This window comes from Paenibacillus sp. 01L418 (assembly GCF_056400045.1).
Genome location: NZ_JBFTSN010000017.1, coordinates 1 through 17,521, shown reverse-complemented (window position 1 = coordinate 17,521; position 17,521 = coordinate 1). Strand labels below are relative to the sequence as shown.

Genomic DNA, 17,521 nt, shown 5'->3' with positions numbered 1-17,521 from the left:
GCTGTGACTTCATTGCTCTACTGCTAAGCCCTTTTCTTTGAAGACAGCACTTTATGTATGAAATGCTTAGGCGGAATTTGGCCGGGTGATTGTTTATTGGAATCGTTAGAATGAATGATTAATGCCAGTAGTGCAACGTTTATGGAAGTAGCTGCAGCCTGCGAAACGAGGTAGACATTTTCCCAGTTCGGAGCAAATTTATTTTTATATTCATAAAGCCCCTTAAAGTTATACAGCTTGTTCCCATACTTATAGAGAAGCTTGATGATGTGCGAATCAGTAACGTTAGCAAGCGGAGCCATGCCTAAGCTGCAAACGCCGTAGGCTTGTTCTTTGGCCCAAAGGAATAGGGAAACAAATAGAACATCCATTGTGCCATGCGGGCATGCTTTTGTATAACGCATGAGATCAACCGTTAATCGCCGACAAACAGATTCTTCTTCCATTGTTTTAATAAATGGCTGATGATCCCCTGCAATGGAGACAAACGCTTCGTAATTTCCATCAGGCCCAACGAGCACCGCGACTGGAAAACGCATGACATACTCCTTTGCGAAAGAGCCTACAGAAAAGCTTTTTTCTTTCCGATTACCCAGCCATTCATCTGAAATGTCTTGAAGACGATGGAGGAAGGAGTCGGAATATGGCGGGTGCAGAACCTCGAAGGTAAACCCGGAACGTCCAAATTTACTCATGCGATTTCGCAGCTTAAGCCATTGCTTACCATTCAGTTGAAAGGTAGATAAGTCGACCTGAGCTTCTTCTCCGATTTTGGAGCAGCGCAGCCCAAGCTTCTCATACAGCGATAGAAATGAGGATTTTGCTTGATAGAACACGGGTATTTGCTTATTCTCATTGCAGTCTGCTACAAACTGCTCAATAACGCGCCTAGTAAACCGGGGGTTTCCAACAGGGTCGCCAAGTACAATTCTTCTATTTAAGGCTGTGCGGTACACGATCAAAGCCTCGTAATCGGAATCCCAGAACCATTCTTTATCACCAAGGTAGTATAAATGCGTGTGTGAGTTATTGCCGTATCTTTCAAGCAGTTTTGTCAGACGTTCTTCAGAATGGATATCAATCATGGTGAAGCCTCCAAGTAAGCAGTCTCTGGGAGCCAGCTGAAATAATATTTGTCTTCCTATTAAACAGAGATTATAGTTAAAAATTATACCAGTAATACCTATGTTTTAGGTTTTTTTCTTGCGAATATAACGAATGTGGAGGAAGTTTTCATGAAAAAAGCATTGGTCGTAATCGATGTACAGGAAGCCTTTTTTTCGTTGCCGGAAAATTATCTTCACAAAAAAGAAGAGTTGGTAGCGCGGATCAATGAGTGGATTACGGCCGCGCGGGAGGGTAAGGTCCCAATCGTTTTTATCCAGCATACGGATTATGACAACGCAGATGATGAATTTTATGTAGATTCATCGGATTGGAAGCTGCATCATGGACTCGACATAAGGGCTGAAGACACAGTGATTCGCAAAACAAGCTGGGATTCGTTCTATGATACCGAACTGGCATCTACGTTGGAGGAAATGTCGATAGAGCAGCTTATTTTTGCTGGAGCACAAACGGAGTTTTGTTTGGACACCACCATTCGGGCAGCGTACAGCCGTGGTTACAAGAACAATATTTTAGCAAAAAACAGCCATAGTACATTAGATAACACCGTCCTGACTGCACCAAAAATCATCGAACATCATGAGAAGGTTTGGAATAGAAGATTTGTTACTATTCTTGATGTGAATGAAGTGACATTTTAGGAGTTTAGGCTTGCAGGACAGCAAGAAAGGGACCGCTCAAGGCGGTCCCTTTCCATTTGTTAAGACGATTATCCAGAGCGTTTATATAAATAGGGTGAAACGATAAATGATTTATTATGAAATGGAAATTGATTAAATAATGAATGCCACCATTCGCAGCCTAGATCGTTCGAAACCGTAAATAGTTGTGTGTTGATTTCATCTGTTTGCTGTGAAGAAAGCTGGACATGATGAGCCCAGGTATCCAGCAATTCATCCAGCATTAGCTCGACATCCGAAGGCAGCTTCAAATCTGACTCGTAATCGCTCATCCATTTCCCTTCCTTCCTACAGCCTTTTCTTTGGGCAGCATACCAAGCGCTTCGGCAAGCTGACGGCGTGCCAGCAGTATTTTATAGCGAACGGTGCCTGAAGGCAGCCCAAGCGCTGCGCCAATTTCACCGCTTTTCATGCCGCCAACAGCCTTCATGAGCAGTATAGAACGAAGCTCCTCGGGCAATTCTCGGATGGCTGACTCAAGCTCGTGAAACTGCTCACGGCCAGCCAACAATTGTGATAGGTCACCATTCGGACTTGGAAAGCTATACAGCTGGATTTTGGATACAGCTTGTTTATAGCTCTGCGATTTCCGATAATAATCCTTTACCCGATTGGCAGCAATCGAAAATATCCAATACAAATGCTGATCCTCGGGTATACTTTCGACGACATCTTTGCGGTTCCAGATTTTCATGAATACGTCCTGCAGCAGGTCGGAGGCCGTTTCTTTACTTTCTGTTCGTCCGAGCAGATAAGAATAGATTTGCCTTGAATGTGTACGATACAATTGCTGAAACAAAGCCTCTGCGTTTATCGGCATAGCTTGTTTCTCATTCATCATCTCTTGTTTTGATCGTTCCTGTTTTTGAAATGGCAAGGTACTGGAGTAGAGGCACAATAGCCTTCGAAGCTGTTATATCGCCAATGACTACAATCTCGGAAACTTTACTTTTAATTAATTCAAGTTGCACATCATCATCCATTTCGAAATTTCCAATCAGCACCATACACATTTTTTCCTCGACAAATTCAAAGAAGCTGTTGGAGAACGTGTCATCTCCTAGAAATAACCGCACATTGGAGGATGTATTGGAATAATAAATGATTTGACCGAGCATGCGCGATATGGAGCTTCCTAATACGACTTCGCTCCCCTTAGGCAGGATCAGCTGTCCAGCTAAAATGACATCTTGAAACCCGATCTTCTCCACCGGCGAAGTGATGACCGCTTGCCCCGCAATGACGACGATATCCTCGGGAGCGCCATTGCTGTTGGCAAAAAACTCGCCTCCCAATGAAACTTGCCCGGACAAGATTTTCACTTTGCCTGCCGTAGAAGGGACTAAACAAACGCAGCCAATATTTTGCTGGGGTATGCGATTCAAAGCACTAGATAGCGATTCTGGGGCAATTATAATACCAATGTTGCTAATGGAGGTTACATTAGCTAGATCCTCAGCTTTCACTCCAGTCAAATCGAGAAGACCCATATTCTCCAAAGCTCTTTCTTGAACATTAGCTTGCTGTACGTTTTCCATACGCTTCACGCTCCCATCATTTTCTAATTACACTAAATATAACGTATGACATTTAAAAGTGTTGGGAGAAAACAAAATAAGTTAATTCATTGCATCTTTAACGTTGCTTCGTTATCGTAGCATTAAGAGCGGTACATTAATGATACGTGTTAGGAGATTCGGGAAATGAAAAAAAAGATCTTGATTGTTGAAGATGATATTCATATATCCAAAATTATTAAAATGAATCTCAACCTTGTGAACTACGATACGGCGGAGGTTTATGACGGCTTGGCGGCGCTGGAGCTGCTTCAGCGGGAAAAGGTTGATCTTATATTGCTGGATGTGATGATCCCGCATTTGGATGGATTTGCGCTGATGGAACGAATTAAGCCGTATCAGATACCGGTTATTTTTTTGACGGCCAAAAACTCTGTCTACGATAAAGTGGATGGATTAAAACTGGGAGCCGATGATTACATGGTTAAGCCTTTTGAGGCCATCGAGCTGCTTGCCCGCATAGAGACGGTATTGCGAAGATACGGCAAAGAAGAAAGTGTATTACAATTTCAATCTATTGCAGTCAATATGGATAAACGAGAGGTAACCAGTCAAGGGGAAGTTGTCGAGCTGACGCCGAAGGAATATGAACTGCTTGTTGTTTTGCTGAAAAATAAGAACATTGCCCTCTCGAGAGAGCAGTTTATTAGTAAGGTATGGGGCGGCGACTATTATGGCGAGACGAGAACGGTCGATATGCATATTAAATCACTGCGCAAGAAGCTAGAGCTGCAGGATCACATCAAGACGATTTATAAACTCGGTTATCGGCTGGAGGATTAAGAGAATGAAATTTTGGCAAAAAATTTATGTCTTCTCTATTCTGGTCTTCATTATTATTTTTAACGCTGCCTCTATTATGGTGATCGAGCGGAGCCATAATCGAATGCTTAAGCAGGAAATCAACAACGCTTTAAGCCAGAACATGAGCATTCATTCCAGCGTCGATGCGATTGTACCCATCCTTCGAATCTATGACTCCATTGATTACGAAAAAACGGTATTAACGAGAATTGCTAATGAATTTGTTGGTAAAAATAATGAGCAGCTCGTTTATTTGGAGATTAGGGACGAGCAAAATCGGTCAGTCTTTAACAATACCGATTTCCAAATCCCAAAGCAGCGTGAGGAACTGGACAAGCTGGCCGTAGACAAAATTAGTTATATTTTGCGGGATATCGATCAGCGAACGATACTGTTCACATCAAATATTGCGAATATAAACCATAAGAGCTATGTGTTCACCTATATGATCGATGTTACTTCTGTGTACCAGGACCGCGTAGATCAATATCAGTTTTTTGCAAAAGTAGATGTGGCAGCCTGCATCCTCTATATGCTGATTATGTTTTTTGTAAGCCGAGGGCTGACGAGGTCAATTGATCGCCTTAGCCAGACCGCGCAGGTTATTTCACAAGGCGATTTCTCGGAGCGCGTCCGGATAAAATCAAAGGATGAAATCGGCATGCTGGCTCAAAATTTTAACGAAATGGCTGCTGTTGTTGAGGATAAAATTACGATTCTCGAACGAAATAATGAAGAGAAACAGCGGTTCATTAACAATTTTACACATGAATTGAAGACGCCTTTGACTTCCATTATTGCCTACGCCAATTTTATGAGGACAACCAAATATAACGAGGAAATGTTCATGGATAGTTTGAATGTCATTTATTCGGAAGGAAAGCGTCTAGAGTCGTTGTCATTGAAGCTCATGAACCTGATTTTGCTGCAGGAGGACGATTTCCAGATGGAGCTGCACGATTTAGGGGCGATTTTTGCTGAAATAAAGCCGACGCTTCGTGTGATGGCGAGCGAGAAGCATGTGGGAATGATCGTGGAATGCGAACCGTGCGAGCTGCTGGTGGAGAAGGATTTGATAAAGGTGTTGATCTTCAATCTTGTAGATAATGCGCTGAAAGCTTCAGCTCCGCAGCAAACCATCATCCTGCGCGCTCTGTGGCGCGGAGATCAATATATTTTGCAGGTACAGGACGAGGGCATTGGGATTGCCAAAGAACATCAGGATAAAATATTTGAACCTTTTTATATGGCGGACAAGTCTAGAACAAGAAGCAGCAACGGAGCAGGTCTAGGGCTTGCGATATGTCAAAGTATTGCAGGCGTACATCATGCTGCAATCCATATTGCAAGCAATGAAAACCAGGGCACAACCGTAGAAGTTGTGTTCACTCCGGGTCATCCGAAAGGCGGGATTAAGGAATGAACAAGCTCATTCTGGTTATGGTGCTCGCAGCGCTTGCAATCATTTCGACGGGGTGTGGCAACGTATTGGATAGGACCCCCAAAAACACGGTAATGGTTAAAAAAATAACGAAAGAAACGGGCAGCAACGATGTGGAATACGAGGGTGTTCTGTCCCAAGAGGCGGTGAAGACGCTTAGTTTGAATGCAGTCAACAAGTATTTGGAAAAGAGTCTATCGATCGATGAGCTGCAATTCGAGCTGATGGCTATTGACCAGCATAAATTTAGAGAGCTGCTAAATGAAGCGGAGTATGGAGTTGACCCCAGACCGGAAAGGGCGCAGGTAATTGAACAGGGCGCTGAGGACAAGCTGGATTATCAAACCGAACTGGATGACATTTCTGGCGGCTTGTATTATATAACGCTCACTAGATTGTCTGATCCTAATGAAGTGTATGACATCGTGCTGAACGCCAAAGACGGTGATGTGATTAAACTTTCCGAGGTAGGCGTCGTGCGGGCCCCTTCCTCCAGCAGTCAAAGTGAACAAGAGAAAATCATTGCTCTCGCAAATGCGTTTATCGATAAAAAAGGAAGCTACCCCTTATCTGAATTGTCGCTGAATGAGGACATTACCCGCTGGGACAGCGTTGTGGAATTGTATTATACGAGCAAGGATGATAAGAAGTTGAAATATTGTGTCACGGTGAATGTGAGGCAAAATAAGGTTGTCGGGTTTAGCAAGGACGTTATGGCATTGTTAAGCTACTATTCCAGACTGTAAATAGAATGAGACGAAGAGAGCCAATTGCATGTGCAATTGGCTTTTTTGAAATATAAGAATTTATAAGTTTGTTAGCTTATAAAGGGCTTATATTTCACCGTCAAAGCTACTTCAGCGTCTAAAGGACGCCGAAGGCGTTTTTGCTTGCATTTTTATATTTTACAACTTCAATACAACTCTATCTCACTTATCATATATCCAGTCACTATACTGATGAAGTAATGCCTCGGAACGATAGAAGTGCAAGCAGTAGACAATGATAGCAATTGAAAGGAAGAGAACCTATGAAAAAAGCATTGTTCATTTTGTTGACGATAATGATGATGGTAGTATCGGCATGCAGCTCTGCTGCAGGCGGAAATTCAGGAGGTACGCAGACAAAGAGCGAGGGGCAGACCAGTACAAATCCGCCTAAGGAAGAAACGGTTGAACCGAAAAACAGCAATGAGAAAAAAACAATTGTGTTCTCGACTTTTTTTCAGAACGATTTTTTTGTAGAAGCCAAAAAGAAATATGAAGACAAGCATCCCAATATCACCATTGATCTCAAATACATCGATACAGAGGATGCGGATTTAGAGGTCAATTTGGAGAAGTTTATCAAAACGACAGGTACGGCTTTGTTGTCCGGTAAAGGGCCTGACCTGATTGAGATGGACCAGCTGCCATCAGGGGATTATATAAAAAAACAGCTTTTGGTTAATATGAGTGAGCTGATCGATAAGGATCCAACTTTTAAGAAGGAACAGTATTTCGGCAATATTTTGGACGGAATGAAAGTGAACGGAGGATTATATGGGATGCCGCTTGGCTTCTTTATTTATGGTCTATTCGGCAATAATACGTTGATCGAGAAAAGCGGCGTTAAGATTGACGACAGCCATTGGAACTGGACTCAGTTTATAGAAACGGCTAGAGAACTCGTCAAGCATACAGATGAGAATCAATCGGTATTAGGCACAACTGAGCCAGAATATATGATTACGCAGCTGGTTAATGATCAATATGGGACGTTTGTGGATAAAGAGAGCGGAAAGGCTAATTTTGACTCTGCTGCCTTTACTGATTTGCTGAAAGAAGTAAAATCCGTGTTCGATGACAAAATCATGAGTGGAGATAAAGGTTTTCCTATATTTAGAGACACCCAAATTAACTCGCCTGACGATTATATTCGTGAGGTAAAACAAAGCGAGTTTTTGACAGGGGGTCTATCCCACAAGACAAAACTATACTTAAAGCCGATCGCAAGCGGTCAGCAGGCAGGCGGCTCCTTCAGAACGTATCAAACGCTGGGCATAAACGCAAAGTCTTCTGTAAAAGAGGAGGCATGGGATTTCTTGAAATTTATGCACTCTGATGAAATGCAGCATCGAGCAGGCAGTGCCGGCTTCCCACTCAGTAAAGCTTCATACAGCAGGGTCGTCCAGGACGTTTTAAAAAAAGGGACGGTTGAGTCTATTCAACCGATCGGACCGATGAAGGGCAAAGTGTTTGAAATTACCCAAAAGGATATTGACGATCTAGATAAATTCCTTACTGGGGCCAAATATTCGGTTCAGTTCAACAATACTCATATTGATGACATTGTAAGAGAAGAGTCCTTAGCTTACTTCACCGGACAAAAAACGCTTGAAGCCGTGGCAAAGCTAATTCAAAATAGAGTGACGACTGTTTTAAATGAATAGGAAAAGCATCAAAAGTGTTCTGATCAGGCTGCTGCGCAAGGATGGTGCTGCGGCAGCCTGCTTTTTGGCACCGAGCCTGATTGGTTTTTCCTTATTTTATCTTGTCCCGTTTGCCATGGGATTTGTATATTCATTTCAGGATAGTACCGTTAACGGTTCATTTGTTGGTTTGGACAATTACAAGGATTTGCAGGCCAGCGCATCCTTTCGGAAAGCGGCAGCCAATACATTTCTGTTCACTGGCGTTAGTGTACCGCTCATTATCGCTTTGTCTTTGTTGTTTGCGCATTTGCTGAATCAAAAGCTGTTTATTCGAAATTGGCTGCAGACCGCCTTTGTACTGCCGCTTGTCGTGCCTGTCGCCTCTATTGTGATGATATGGCAAATCATGTTCGACTGGAATGGGACATTGAATGCTTGGATGCAGAGCTTGCATCTGGATCGAATAGATTGGATGAAGTCGGAGTGGTCAATCGGTGTGCTCGCCATCGTATATACGTGGAAAAACATCGGGTATAACATCATATTATTTTTGGCGGGGCTTCAAAGCATCCCTAAAGACTATTATGAGACGGCGGATATTGAGGGAGCGGGCATTTTTCATAAATGGATTCATATTACGCTCGTTTATTTGACTCCGACCCTGTTTTTTGTCGTCCTTATCTCTATTATTAATTCGTTTAAAGTGTTTCGTGAAACGTATCTGATCGCAGGCAATTATCCTCATGACCGCATCTATATGCTGCAGCATTACATGAATAATATGTTTTTATCCCTTGATGTACAGAAGCTGACAGCCGCTGCAGTTCTAATGGTAGGCTGTATTCTTGCTTTTGTAATGGTCATGCTTTCCATCGAAAAGCGTTTTCGGAATTCCATGGATGGGTGAAAAGGTGGTGAAAGGATTGCCATTATTAAAGAAGCTTGTGTTGTCAGTTATCATGGGGGGGCTTGCTGCGGCAATGCTATTCCCCATTGTTGTTACATTTTCCAACTCATTCATGACAGAGACCGAAATTGACTATAACTATAATCTCATTGGCAAGATGGTTAATATTGCGGCAGGGGAAAAAGACGGATATATCAATCTAAAGCTGATCCCAGATTGGGTATCATTCGGTCAATATGCGGAGGTATTGGTTCATAAACCGATGTTTCTCCATATGTTTTGGAATTCCGTGTTTTTGGTCGTACCCATTATTGTACTGCAAGTGATAATCGCGTCTCTAGCCGCTTATGCATTTGCCAAGCTGCGGTTTTGGGGGAGGGATAAGCTGTTTGTCGTATATTTGATGACTATGCTTATGCCGTTTCAAGTGACGTTAGTGCCCAATTATATTATTGCGGATAAGCTGGGGCTGATGAATACAGCTTCCGCTATTATACTGCCGGGGATTTTCAGCGCTTTTGGCGTGTTTATGCTTAGGCAGTTCATGATGCATATTCCATATACGTATGTTGAAGCCGCCAAAATAGATGGGGCAGGGCATGCAACTATTTTTTATCAAATTATTGTACCGCTCGTCAAGCCGGGAATCGCCGCTTTAATTGTTTTGTTATTTGTTGATAATTGGAACATGGTTGAGCAGCCGCTTATATTTCTTGAGGACACATTCAAGCAGCCGTTGTCACTCTATTTATCGCGTATTAGCGAGGGTGCAAGGGGCGTTGCTTTTGCTGCCTCCGTTTTGTATATGACTCCGATGGTGCTGTTATTTTTATATGCAGAGTCTTACTTTGTTGAGGGTGTTCAGCTATCGGGAATTAAAGGTTAGCCCATTCACGGAGGGATTTTAATGGAATTACAACTAGCTGGCCAAGCAGTGCCTGGACGCAAAAGAAAAATTCGCCTTCTGTTTGGCTTGTTTATGGGGCTGTTAATCGGATTTACGCTGTTTAGCAATACGCTAATGTCCTTAACTTTACCCAATGTCGTGTTAGTTACGCCAAACCGTGGTGAACTTAATCATACCTTTCAAGGCAGCGGTATTGTGAAATGGCGGGTGCAAACGGCTTTGTCGGGTGAGCCCGGTATGAGGGTAAACAAAGTGAATGTTAAGGAAGGGGAGCCTGTTAAGAAAGGGCTGGTATTGATTGTTTATGATCAGAAGGCTGCAAAAAATCAAATACTAGACGAGCAGGCCGCTCTTAGTAAGCTGCAGCTCCTCAATAAAGAGCTGGAGCAAAGCTATGTCGAAGCCTCCCAAAGCGGAGATGAGAAGAGCGTCGAAAGCGCCAAACATGCGCTGAAGGTAAACGAGATAGATAGGGATATGCAGCAGCGGAGAATTCAGAAGCTGCAGGAGAATTTGGCAGAAACGAGCACATTGGTTGCGCCTTTTGACGGGATTGTAACCAAGGTTGGCGCGGTCGAGGGTGTGGCTTCATCCGAAGGAGGACCTGCTGTTATGATTGCCAATACGAGCCTTGGCTTTGAATTTGAATTACTAGTTCCCGAGGCTGCAGCGGCTCCTCTGGAAAAAGGAGCGAAGCTCGATGTTCAATTGAGCGGCACTCAGGCTAGACAAATCGAGGGCAGCCTAGTGGAAATTCAAGACACTGATGCTCTTAGCCCAGCAGGTGAAGGCGGGAGCACAGCCTCACATACGGCAATGAAGAAATTGCTTGTTGCGATAAAGGATAATCAATTGCAGGGAGGAGAGCGTGCCGAGGTTATGCTGACTCAGAAGACAGATGATGTCATTCTGGTACCGAATAAAGCGATTCACGATGAGGGTGACAAAAAATATGTGTTTGCCATGGAGGAGAGGAGTGGACCATTAGGCAACGCCTTTTACGTTCGCAAAGCGTACATTACAGTCGTTGATTCAAATGATACACAATCTGCCGTTACGGATGGGCTGTTCGAACAGCAGACCATTGTATTCGAGAGCGGAGATCCGCTTCAGGATGGTGACAAGGTTCGCGTTCACTAGGGTCGTATCCTATAAATGTTATAAGGTTTGCCCGCTGTAGCTCTCTGGCTTGGTCAGTAAAACCAATACGTTGAAGTTTGCTAGTGCAAAGCTATATCAATACATTAAGCAGGAGCTTTACTCCATGTAAAAAGGGGTAAGGTTCTTTTTTTAGGTTCAAATTCATCCTTCCATATTTTAATACCGAGTTAACTGATATACTATTCCTATTAGATAAGACTCCTAAAATGGTAATTAAATGTAAATTCATGATGTGATTTTTCTATTATAAACAGCAGGTTCGCTGCGATATTTAAAAATTATGTTCTACCAATCGCAACAGGTATACGGAGGAACTTTCATTGATTGTAAGTACAAAAATTCACATCCCCCATGTCCGTAACTCTTTAGTATCAAGGCCACGGCTAATACAAATGCTTAATGCGGGAATGGAAGCCAAGTTGACGCTTGTTTCTGCGCAGGCTGGATACGGGAAAACGACAGCTTTAAGTGAATGGGTGCGGCAGTGCAATAGAGCTGTTGCCTGGATTTCACTGGACAAGCAGGATAATGACTGGATTCAGTTTTGGAGATATGTCACAGCTTCTATTCAGGAGAGAATTCCCGGCTTTGGCTCCACAGTTGGGGTGCTGCTCGAAAAAGGTTCATCGACTTCGATGGAGCTTGCCATTATAGCGCTGCTTAATGAGCTCAGTCAATTAACCAGCGAGCTTGTCATCATTCTCGACGATTATCATGTTATTGAACTTCCCTCTATAAACCATTCCATGGCCTATTTGCTCGAGCATTTACCTTCTCAAATTCATCTCTATATCGCAAGCCGTACCGATTTGACGATACCTACCGCCAGACTGCTGGCAAAAGGTGATTTACACCGAATCGTCATAGACGATTTACGTTTTAAGCTGGAGGAAGGCGTTCTTTTTTTTCGGGATACGACTGATTTATCATTGTCTAAAGAACAAGTGACGGAGCTGTTCCATCAGACAGAAGGGTGGATCAGCGGCTTGCAGCTTGCAGCAATCTCTCTGAAGCGAAGTGATAACATAGCTGCGACCATTCAACAATTTAAGGGTCAGCAGCATCATATATCCGATTATTTATTGGAAGAAGTATTTCAGCATCAATCGGCATCCATACGCACTTTTTTATTGGAAACCTCTATTTTAAGTCGGATGAATCATTCATTGTGCGAGGCTGTAACGGGCCACCCGAATAGTCAGGAGCAATTGGAGAGATTAGTACAGCTGAATTTGTTTGTTATCCCGTTGGATGATCAGAGAAATTGGTATAGGTACCATCATCTGCTTTCAGATTTTTTGCAGCAAATATTGTTTCGAACAGACCCGGAAAAGTGGATGCAAGTACATATTCATGCTGCTGCTTGGCTGGAGCATCATGGCTTTGACGAAGAAGCAGTAGACCATTACTTAGAGGGAAAGCAGATAGAGGACGCTGTCCGTTTGATTGAGAAAAATTTGCATAAGTTAGTGCATTCGAAAACTGTTTTGTTAGTTAAATGGGTATCGCTTTTGCCGGAAAACGCTTTTGCTGAGAAACCTATGATCGATCTATTGTATATTTCGGTCTTACTAGGAATCGGAGAATGGCAAGCCGCCTTCATAAGAATTGGGGAAGTAGAAACTCGCCTACAAGCGCTGCAGGGAAAGATGAGCGAAGTGGAATGGCGCCAGGTCATGGGCAATATCTACTTTTTTTATTCTATTTCCTCGTATCTTCAAAAGGACGTGGAGCGACTGTCGACTTATCTCGAGTTGGTAGAGAAATATGTGCCGGAAGGCAGCTTTTTTCAAACGATGGGGCGTAACAGACATCAAGCTTATGATATATTTGATGATCATTTGGCGCATATCAATGATCTTCATGCCGTAGACACATTCCTCTTGGAATGGATTAAAGTTTGGGAGAATAAAAAAGAATATCCCTTTATCGGTTTTTTATACGCTTCCTATAGCAAATTGCTATACGAGTGGAATCGATTGGACGAGGCAGAGCTATATGTAAATAAGGCTATTGAGCGTAGGGACATCGTGCCATATGCCCGGATTATGATTCCGAATTATATAAGTGCTTCGAGAATTCAGCAAGCCAAAGGAAATCCAATCCGTGCATCAGAGCTGCTCACTCAGTTGACACGCCAAATTGACTCACCTGATTATGAATTATTTATGTTGGGCATAGAAGCGGAACAAGCTTATTTATCACTGCAGCAAGGTTCGCCCCAAGCTGCTTTTGATTGGATGCAAAGATGTGGTCTGGCGCATACGGATGAGGTTCCATTGTCTCGTATGGCAGAGTATGTATCTTTGGCCAGAGTGCTTGCAGCGTGTGAGCGGATAGAAGAAGCGCTTTTCTTATTGGAACAGATGTATCGTATATTAGAGAAGAAGGATCGTCTCCGAGATCAAATTAAAATTTTAATTATGCAAAGCGTGATGCATCAACGTTTGGGTCATACTGAGGCTGCCAGGAAACAGTTGGAGAAGGCATTACACTTAGGGCAACCAGAGGGGTATGTACGCAGCTTTATCGATGAAGGACCTATAGTAGCTGTACTGCTGACTGCTTATATGAAGGGAAAGCAAGAAAAAGTTTTATCCGCTCCTCCCATGGTTTCACTGGAGTATGTTAGACAGTTGCTTCAAGCATTTACTGTCATACAGGTAGAGGACAAATCGCACAAAGTCCTGCTAACCGAACAAGAGACAAAGGTTTTAATGTGGATTGCGGGCGGATTGTCAAACAAGGAAATCGCTAATCGCCTGAACATAACGGCTGAAACTGTAAAGTTTCATATAAAAAATGTGTACAGAAAGTTTGGAGTAAACAATCGGGTGCAGGCGTTGCAGCATGCCAAACAATTAATGCTAATCGTATAATAGCCCCTTTTTCTTACGCATACCTCCCCATTCGGGGAGTTTTTTTTTTGAAAATATAGTCTTATAGTTAGAAGGATCATTAGGAGATTCGACATAAAAAGATAATCTACAACAATAATTTAGTATAAAAGGGGGATAAAGGCTATAAGTCTAAAATGAATAAAGCAGAAATCGGGAAAAACTAAAGTCTATCCATAGGAGAGTTAAAAAAGCGATGTTTAAAAAAAGAATATCAGGCTCGACGCGAGTATTGTTAAAAGGTTATATGGTTCGTTTACTATTGGGTTTAATGGTTTTTTCATTGTTTTCGTCGTCTCTTGCGTTGCCTGCATTTGCAGATGCGCCAAGCGTTGGCCCAGACGGCAGTGCGGGTTGGACATATTGTGCGGATGAGCGTACTATGTGCAGCTTTGAAGGAACAAAAGAAGTACGATACTGGGGTGATGGTGGTAGTTATAGCTTTAATACAAAAATTGCAACTAACAGTATAGCTTGTTCAAATGACGTATTCGATGATCCTGCTGCAGGAACTCCCAAAAAGTGTTACTACCGTAACCTTCAGCTTGATTCTGGGGAAATGACCAAAGCCGTTAGTAATTACAATAAGACATTTACGGTTACGTTTAACGTATATGCGATACAAGCTGGCACTTTAGAGGATTTGAAAAGCAAGATTACCATTAAAAAAACAAGTAACGGCAACTTTACAGCTCTTGATGCAGACGATACCGTTACGAACGCAACATATACAGCTACATCTAGCACGCTTCAAATCAATTTTAAAGACAATCTAGTTGGTGCGGCAAACGCCATAAAGATTGATGCAGGGGCTTTTTTGGATAGCGATAACACGCCTTACGGTTTGCCGTTAGAAATTACGGCTATCACGTTCACCCCGCCCACAGTTATAGCGGACACGACGGATAACAATAATGCGAATGATATTGAGCTTACGTTCGCTGACGATTCGGAGTGGCGCCAAGCAATCACGGCGGTGAAGGATGGATCTGCCACACTCGCTATGGGAACGGAATATACGGTCAATAACGGGAAAATCACGATAAAAGCCGGCATCCTGGCAAAAGGCAATCATAATATCAACATATCCGCGTCTGGCTATCCAGACGTAGGGGTAAGCCAGCTTGTTAGAAAGCTGTATCCAGGAGCAGGAGCGGGAACAATAAGTGATCCATATCTCATAGAAACCTCTGATCATCTTAATGAGGTTAGAAATAATATGGATAGCGGCACTTATTACAAGCTCATAGCAAACATTAATTTAAACGGTTTCGCAAACTGGGAGCCGATAGGAAATGGTATTGAGCCGTTTAAAGGATATATAGACGGCAGCGGATATCCAATTTCAAATTTAAAAATCGATACTAATTACGCTGCAAACATAGGATTATTTGGTTCTGTGAATGCAGAGGGCACCCTTACAAATATGGTGTTGGAAGATGTTAATATAATTGGACAAAGCAGCAACGTAGGAGGGCTGGCTGGTACTAATTATGGAAAAATTAGCAACAGCAGCGTTACAGGAACGGTACAAGGTTCTACCTCTGTAGGAGGCTTGGTTGGCTATAGTGAAAATGGAACCATACAAAACAGCATGGCGGCGGTAAATGCAAGCGGGATCTTTTATATTGGCGGATTGGTTGGTTTTCGTCAATACGGATCCATTAGCAACAGCTACGCGACAGGTAGTGTGAGCGGAGTAAGTTATGTTGGCGGTTTGATTGGTGTCGCTCAATTTGGTTCAATAAGCAATAGCTACGCAACAGGAGCTGTGTCGGGGAGTTCTTTAGTAGGTGGCTTGAACGGTAATATAGCTTATGATTCAATCAATAACAGCTACTACGACAGTCAAACCACTCACCAAGGAGATACAGGAAGAGGTACTGGGAAATTAACCGCTGAAATGCAAATGAAATCCCATTTTAACAGCTGGAATTTCATTACTGAGTGGTATATTCTCCCGGAAAAATATCCTCAATTATGGGCGTTTGTAGCCTTGGCTCAAGGAACGGACAGCGGTTCAACCAAATTAATCCACGTAACAGAGGGGATGGAATATTCACTTGACGGCAGCACTTATATTCCAATTACCGGTATGGAAGTGGATAACCTTATTGCAGATGCGGGAGATAAAGTCTTTATTCGTGCAGCAGCAGATATATTGAGCACAAAAACATTGACGGTTTCACTAGCGAATATTAAGTCGGGTACTGCACCTACAACGTCGGCATTGACCGCTGGGACAAGTGCGGGAACAACAAAGCTAACTGGCGTGACGAGTGCAATGGAATATAAAGTAGGCTCTGGATCGTACTCGGCAATAACGGGTACAAGCATGGACAATATTGCTGTCAATGCAGGAGAAAAGATTTCCGTTCGATTAGCGGCTGTGACGACACAACCTGCATCACTTGACCAAACGTTAACGGTAACACGCGAGAACATCAAGTCTGCGGCGGCACCGACAACGGGCACTTTGGAACCAGGAACGATTGGTGAGACAACCAAGTTAAACGGTGTTACCTCAGCGATGGAGTATAGAGTCAACAATAATTTGTATGAGAGAATTTCTGAAACAAGCATCGATAATATTGCTGTTAAGGAAAATGATACAATCTCCGTTCGTATAGCGGCAACAGCTCTGCAACCGGAGTCTGAGCCGCAAATACTGACCGTGCAGTCGAATGTAAGAAATCCGAAGAGTGCAGATGCATCGCTTAGCGAGCTTACGTTAGGCGGAGTGACGCTTAGTCCAACGTTTGATAGTGAAACAATGGAATATACATCAAATGTAGCTAACAACGTGACGAGCACGTCAGTTACGGCAATCAAGGGAACTGCAACAGCTACGATTATAGCAGCTGATTTAGGTGTGAAACAGTTATCGGTAGGAGAGAATGTGATTACAGTGCATGTAACAGCGGAAGACGGCATTACGAAAAATGAGTATACCGTCACCGTAACGCGTGCTAAAAGCCCAGATGCAACGCTAAGTGCATTGACGTTAAGCGGCGTGACACTCAGTCCGGCATTTGCTAGCGGTACATTAACGTACACGGCAAATGTGGCTAATGACGTGACGAGTACGACAGTTGCAGCAAGCAAGAGCGATGCAACAGCAACGATTACAGCATCCGATCTAGGTTTGAAACAGTTATCGGTAGGAGAGAATGTGATCACCGTTCATGCAACAGCAGAAGACGGCAGCACACAATACTATACGGTAACCGTAACGCGTGCTAAAAGCCCAGATGCAACGCTAAGTGCATTGACGTTAAGCGGCGTGACACTCAGTCCGGCATTTGCCAGCGGCACATTAACGTACACCGCAAATGTAGCTAACGACGTGACGAGCACGACAGTTGCGGCAAGCAAGAGTACTGCAACAGCTGCGATTACAGCAGCCGATCTAGGTTTGAAACAGTTATCGGTAGGAGAGAATGTGATCACCGTTCATGTAACAGCAGAAGACGGTAGCACAAAAGATTATACGGTCACCGTAACGCGTGCCAAAAATTCAGATGCAACGCTAAGTGCATTGACGTTAAGCGGCGTGACACTCAGTCCGGCATTTGCCAGCGGCACATTAACGTACACCGCAAATGT

Annotated in this window: 14 protein-coding genes; 10 read left to right on the top strand and 4 right to left on the bottom strand. The window is 43.2% G+C overall.

Annotation, left to right across the window (positions count from 1 at the left end; all coding sequences use genetic code 11):
- Positions 1-23: 23 nt before the first annotated feature.
- Complete coding sequence (locus AC1DSE_RS04265; protein WP_477509574.1) at positions 24-1,085, bottom strand: phosphatidylglycerol lysyltransferase domain-containing protein; 1,062 nt, start codon at positions 1,083-1,085, stop codon at positions 24-26.
- Positions 1,086-1,235: 150 nt separating this feature from the next.
- Here AC1DSE_RS04265 and AC1DSE_RS04260 point away from each other — a divergent pair, with 150 nt between their 5' ends.
- The gene (locus tag AC1DSE_RS04260) at positions 1,236-1,769 is read left to right on the top strand and encodes an isochorismatase family protein (protein WP_477509573.1); all 534 of its coding nucleotides are present in this window, start codon (positions 1,236-1,238) and stop codon (positions 1,767-1,769) included.
- Between the two features lie 68 nt (positions 1,770-1,837).
- Here the strand turns inward: AC1DSE_RS04260 and AC1DSE_RS04255 are convergent, their stop codons facing one another.
- From AC1DSE_RS04255 to AC1DSE_RS04245, 3 genes are read right to left on the bottom strand one after another with little or no spacing between them, the layout of a single operon-like run.
- Complete coding sequence (locus tag AC1DSE_RS04255; RefSeq protein WP_441878257.1) at positions 1,838-2,080, bottom strand: hypothetical protein; 243 nt, start codon at positions 2,078-2,080, stop codon at positions 1,838-1,840.
- Positions 2,077-2,628: an RNA polymerase sigma factor gene (locus AC1DSE_RS04250; RefSeq protein WP_477509572.1), complete on the bottom strand. Its 552-nt coding sequence runs from the start codon at positions 2,626-2,628 to the stop codon at positions 2,077-2,079. The genes AC1DSE_RS04255 and AC1DSE_RS04250 overlap by 4 nt, the downstream gene beginning before the upstream one ends.
- A 10-nt stretch (positions 2,629-2,638) precedes the next feature.
- Entirely contained in the window at positions 2,639-3,346 is a 708-nt protein-coding gene (locus AC1DSE_RS04245) for a hypothetical protein (RefSeq protein ID WP_441878261.1), read from the bottom strand.
- A gap of 165 nt (positions 3,347-3,511) precedes the next feature.
- Here AC1DSE_RS04245 and AC1DSE_RS04240 point away from each other — a divergent pair, with 165 nt between their 5' ends.
- From AC1DSE_RS04240 to AC1DSE_RS04200, 9 genes are all read left to right on the top strand, one after another.
- Entirely contained in the window at positions 3,512-4,168 is a 657-nt protein-coding gene (locus AC1DSE_RS04240) for a response regulator transcription factor (RefSeq protein WP_477509571.1), read from the top strand.
- Between the two features lie 4 nt (positions 4,169-4,172).
- Positions 4,173-5,612: a sensor histidine kinase gene (locus AC1DSE_RS04235; RefSeq protein WP_477509570.1), complete on the top strand. Its 1,440-nt coding sequence runs from the start codon at positions 4,173-4,175 to the stop codon at positions 5,610-5,612.
- Complete coding sequence (locus AC1DSE_RS04230; protein WP_477509569.1) at positions 5,609-6,376, top strand: hypothetical protein; 768 nt, start codon at positions 5,609-5,611, stop codon at positions 6,374-6,376. Before AC1DSE_RS04235 ends, AC1DSE_RS04230 begins: the two co-directional genes overlap by 4 nt.
- A gap of 284 nt (positions 6,377-6,660) precedes the next feature.
- Positions 6,661-8,061: an ABC transporter substrate-binding protein gene (locus tag AC1DSE_RS04225; protein WP_477509568.1), complete on the top strand. Its 1,401-nt coding sequence runs from the start codon at positions 6,661-6,663 to the stop codon at positions 8,059-8,061.
- Entirely contained in the window at positions 8,054-8,950 is an 897-nt protein-coding gene (locus AC1DSE_RS04220) for a carbohydrate ABC transporter permease (RefSeq protein WP_441878269.1), read from the top strand. The genes AC1DSE_RS04225 and AC1DSE_RS04220 overlap by 8 nt, the downstream gene beginning before the upstream one ends.
- Positions 8,951-9,002: 52 nt before the next feature.
- A complete protein-coding gene (locus AC1DSE_RS04215) occupies positions 9,003-9,836 on the top strand; it encodes a carbohydrate ABC transporter permease (protein ID WP_441878486.1) in 834 nt (277 codons plus the stop codon).
- Positions 9,837-9,857: 21 nt separating this feature from the next.
- Complete coding sequence (locus AC1DSE_RS04210) at positions 9,858-10,997, top strand: efflux RND transporter periplasmic adaptor subunit (RefSeq protein ID WP_477509566.1); 1,140 nt, start codon at positions 9,858-9,860, stop codon at positions 10,995-10,997.
- A 341-nt stretch (positions 10,998-11,338) separates the two neighbouring features.
- Entirely contained in the window at positions 11,339-13,897 is a 2,559-nt protein-coding gene (locus tag AC1DSE_RS04205; protein WP_477509565.1) for a winged helix-turn-helix domain-containing protein, read from the top strand.
- Positions 13,898-14,111: 214 nt separating this feature from the next.
- Positions 14,112-17,521, top strand: a 3,410-nt coding sequence (locus AC1DSE_RS04200; protein ID WP_477527431.1) for a cadherin-like beta sandwich domain-containing protein, incomplete at its 3' end; no start/stop codon positions are given.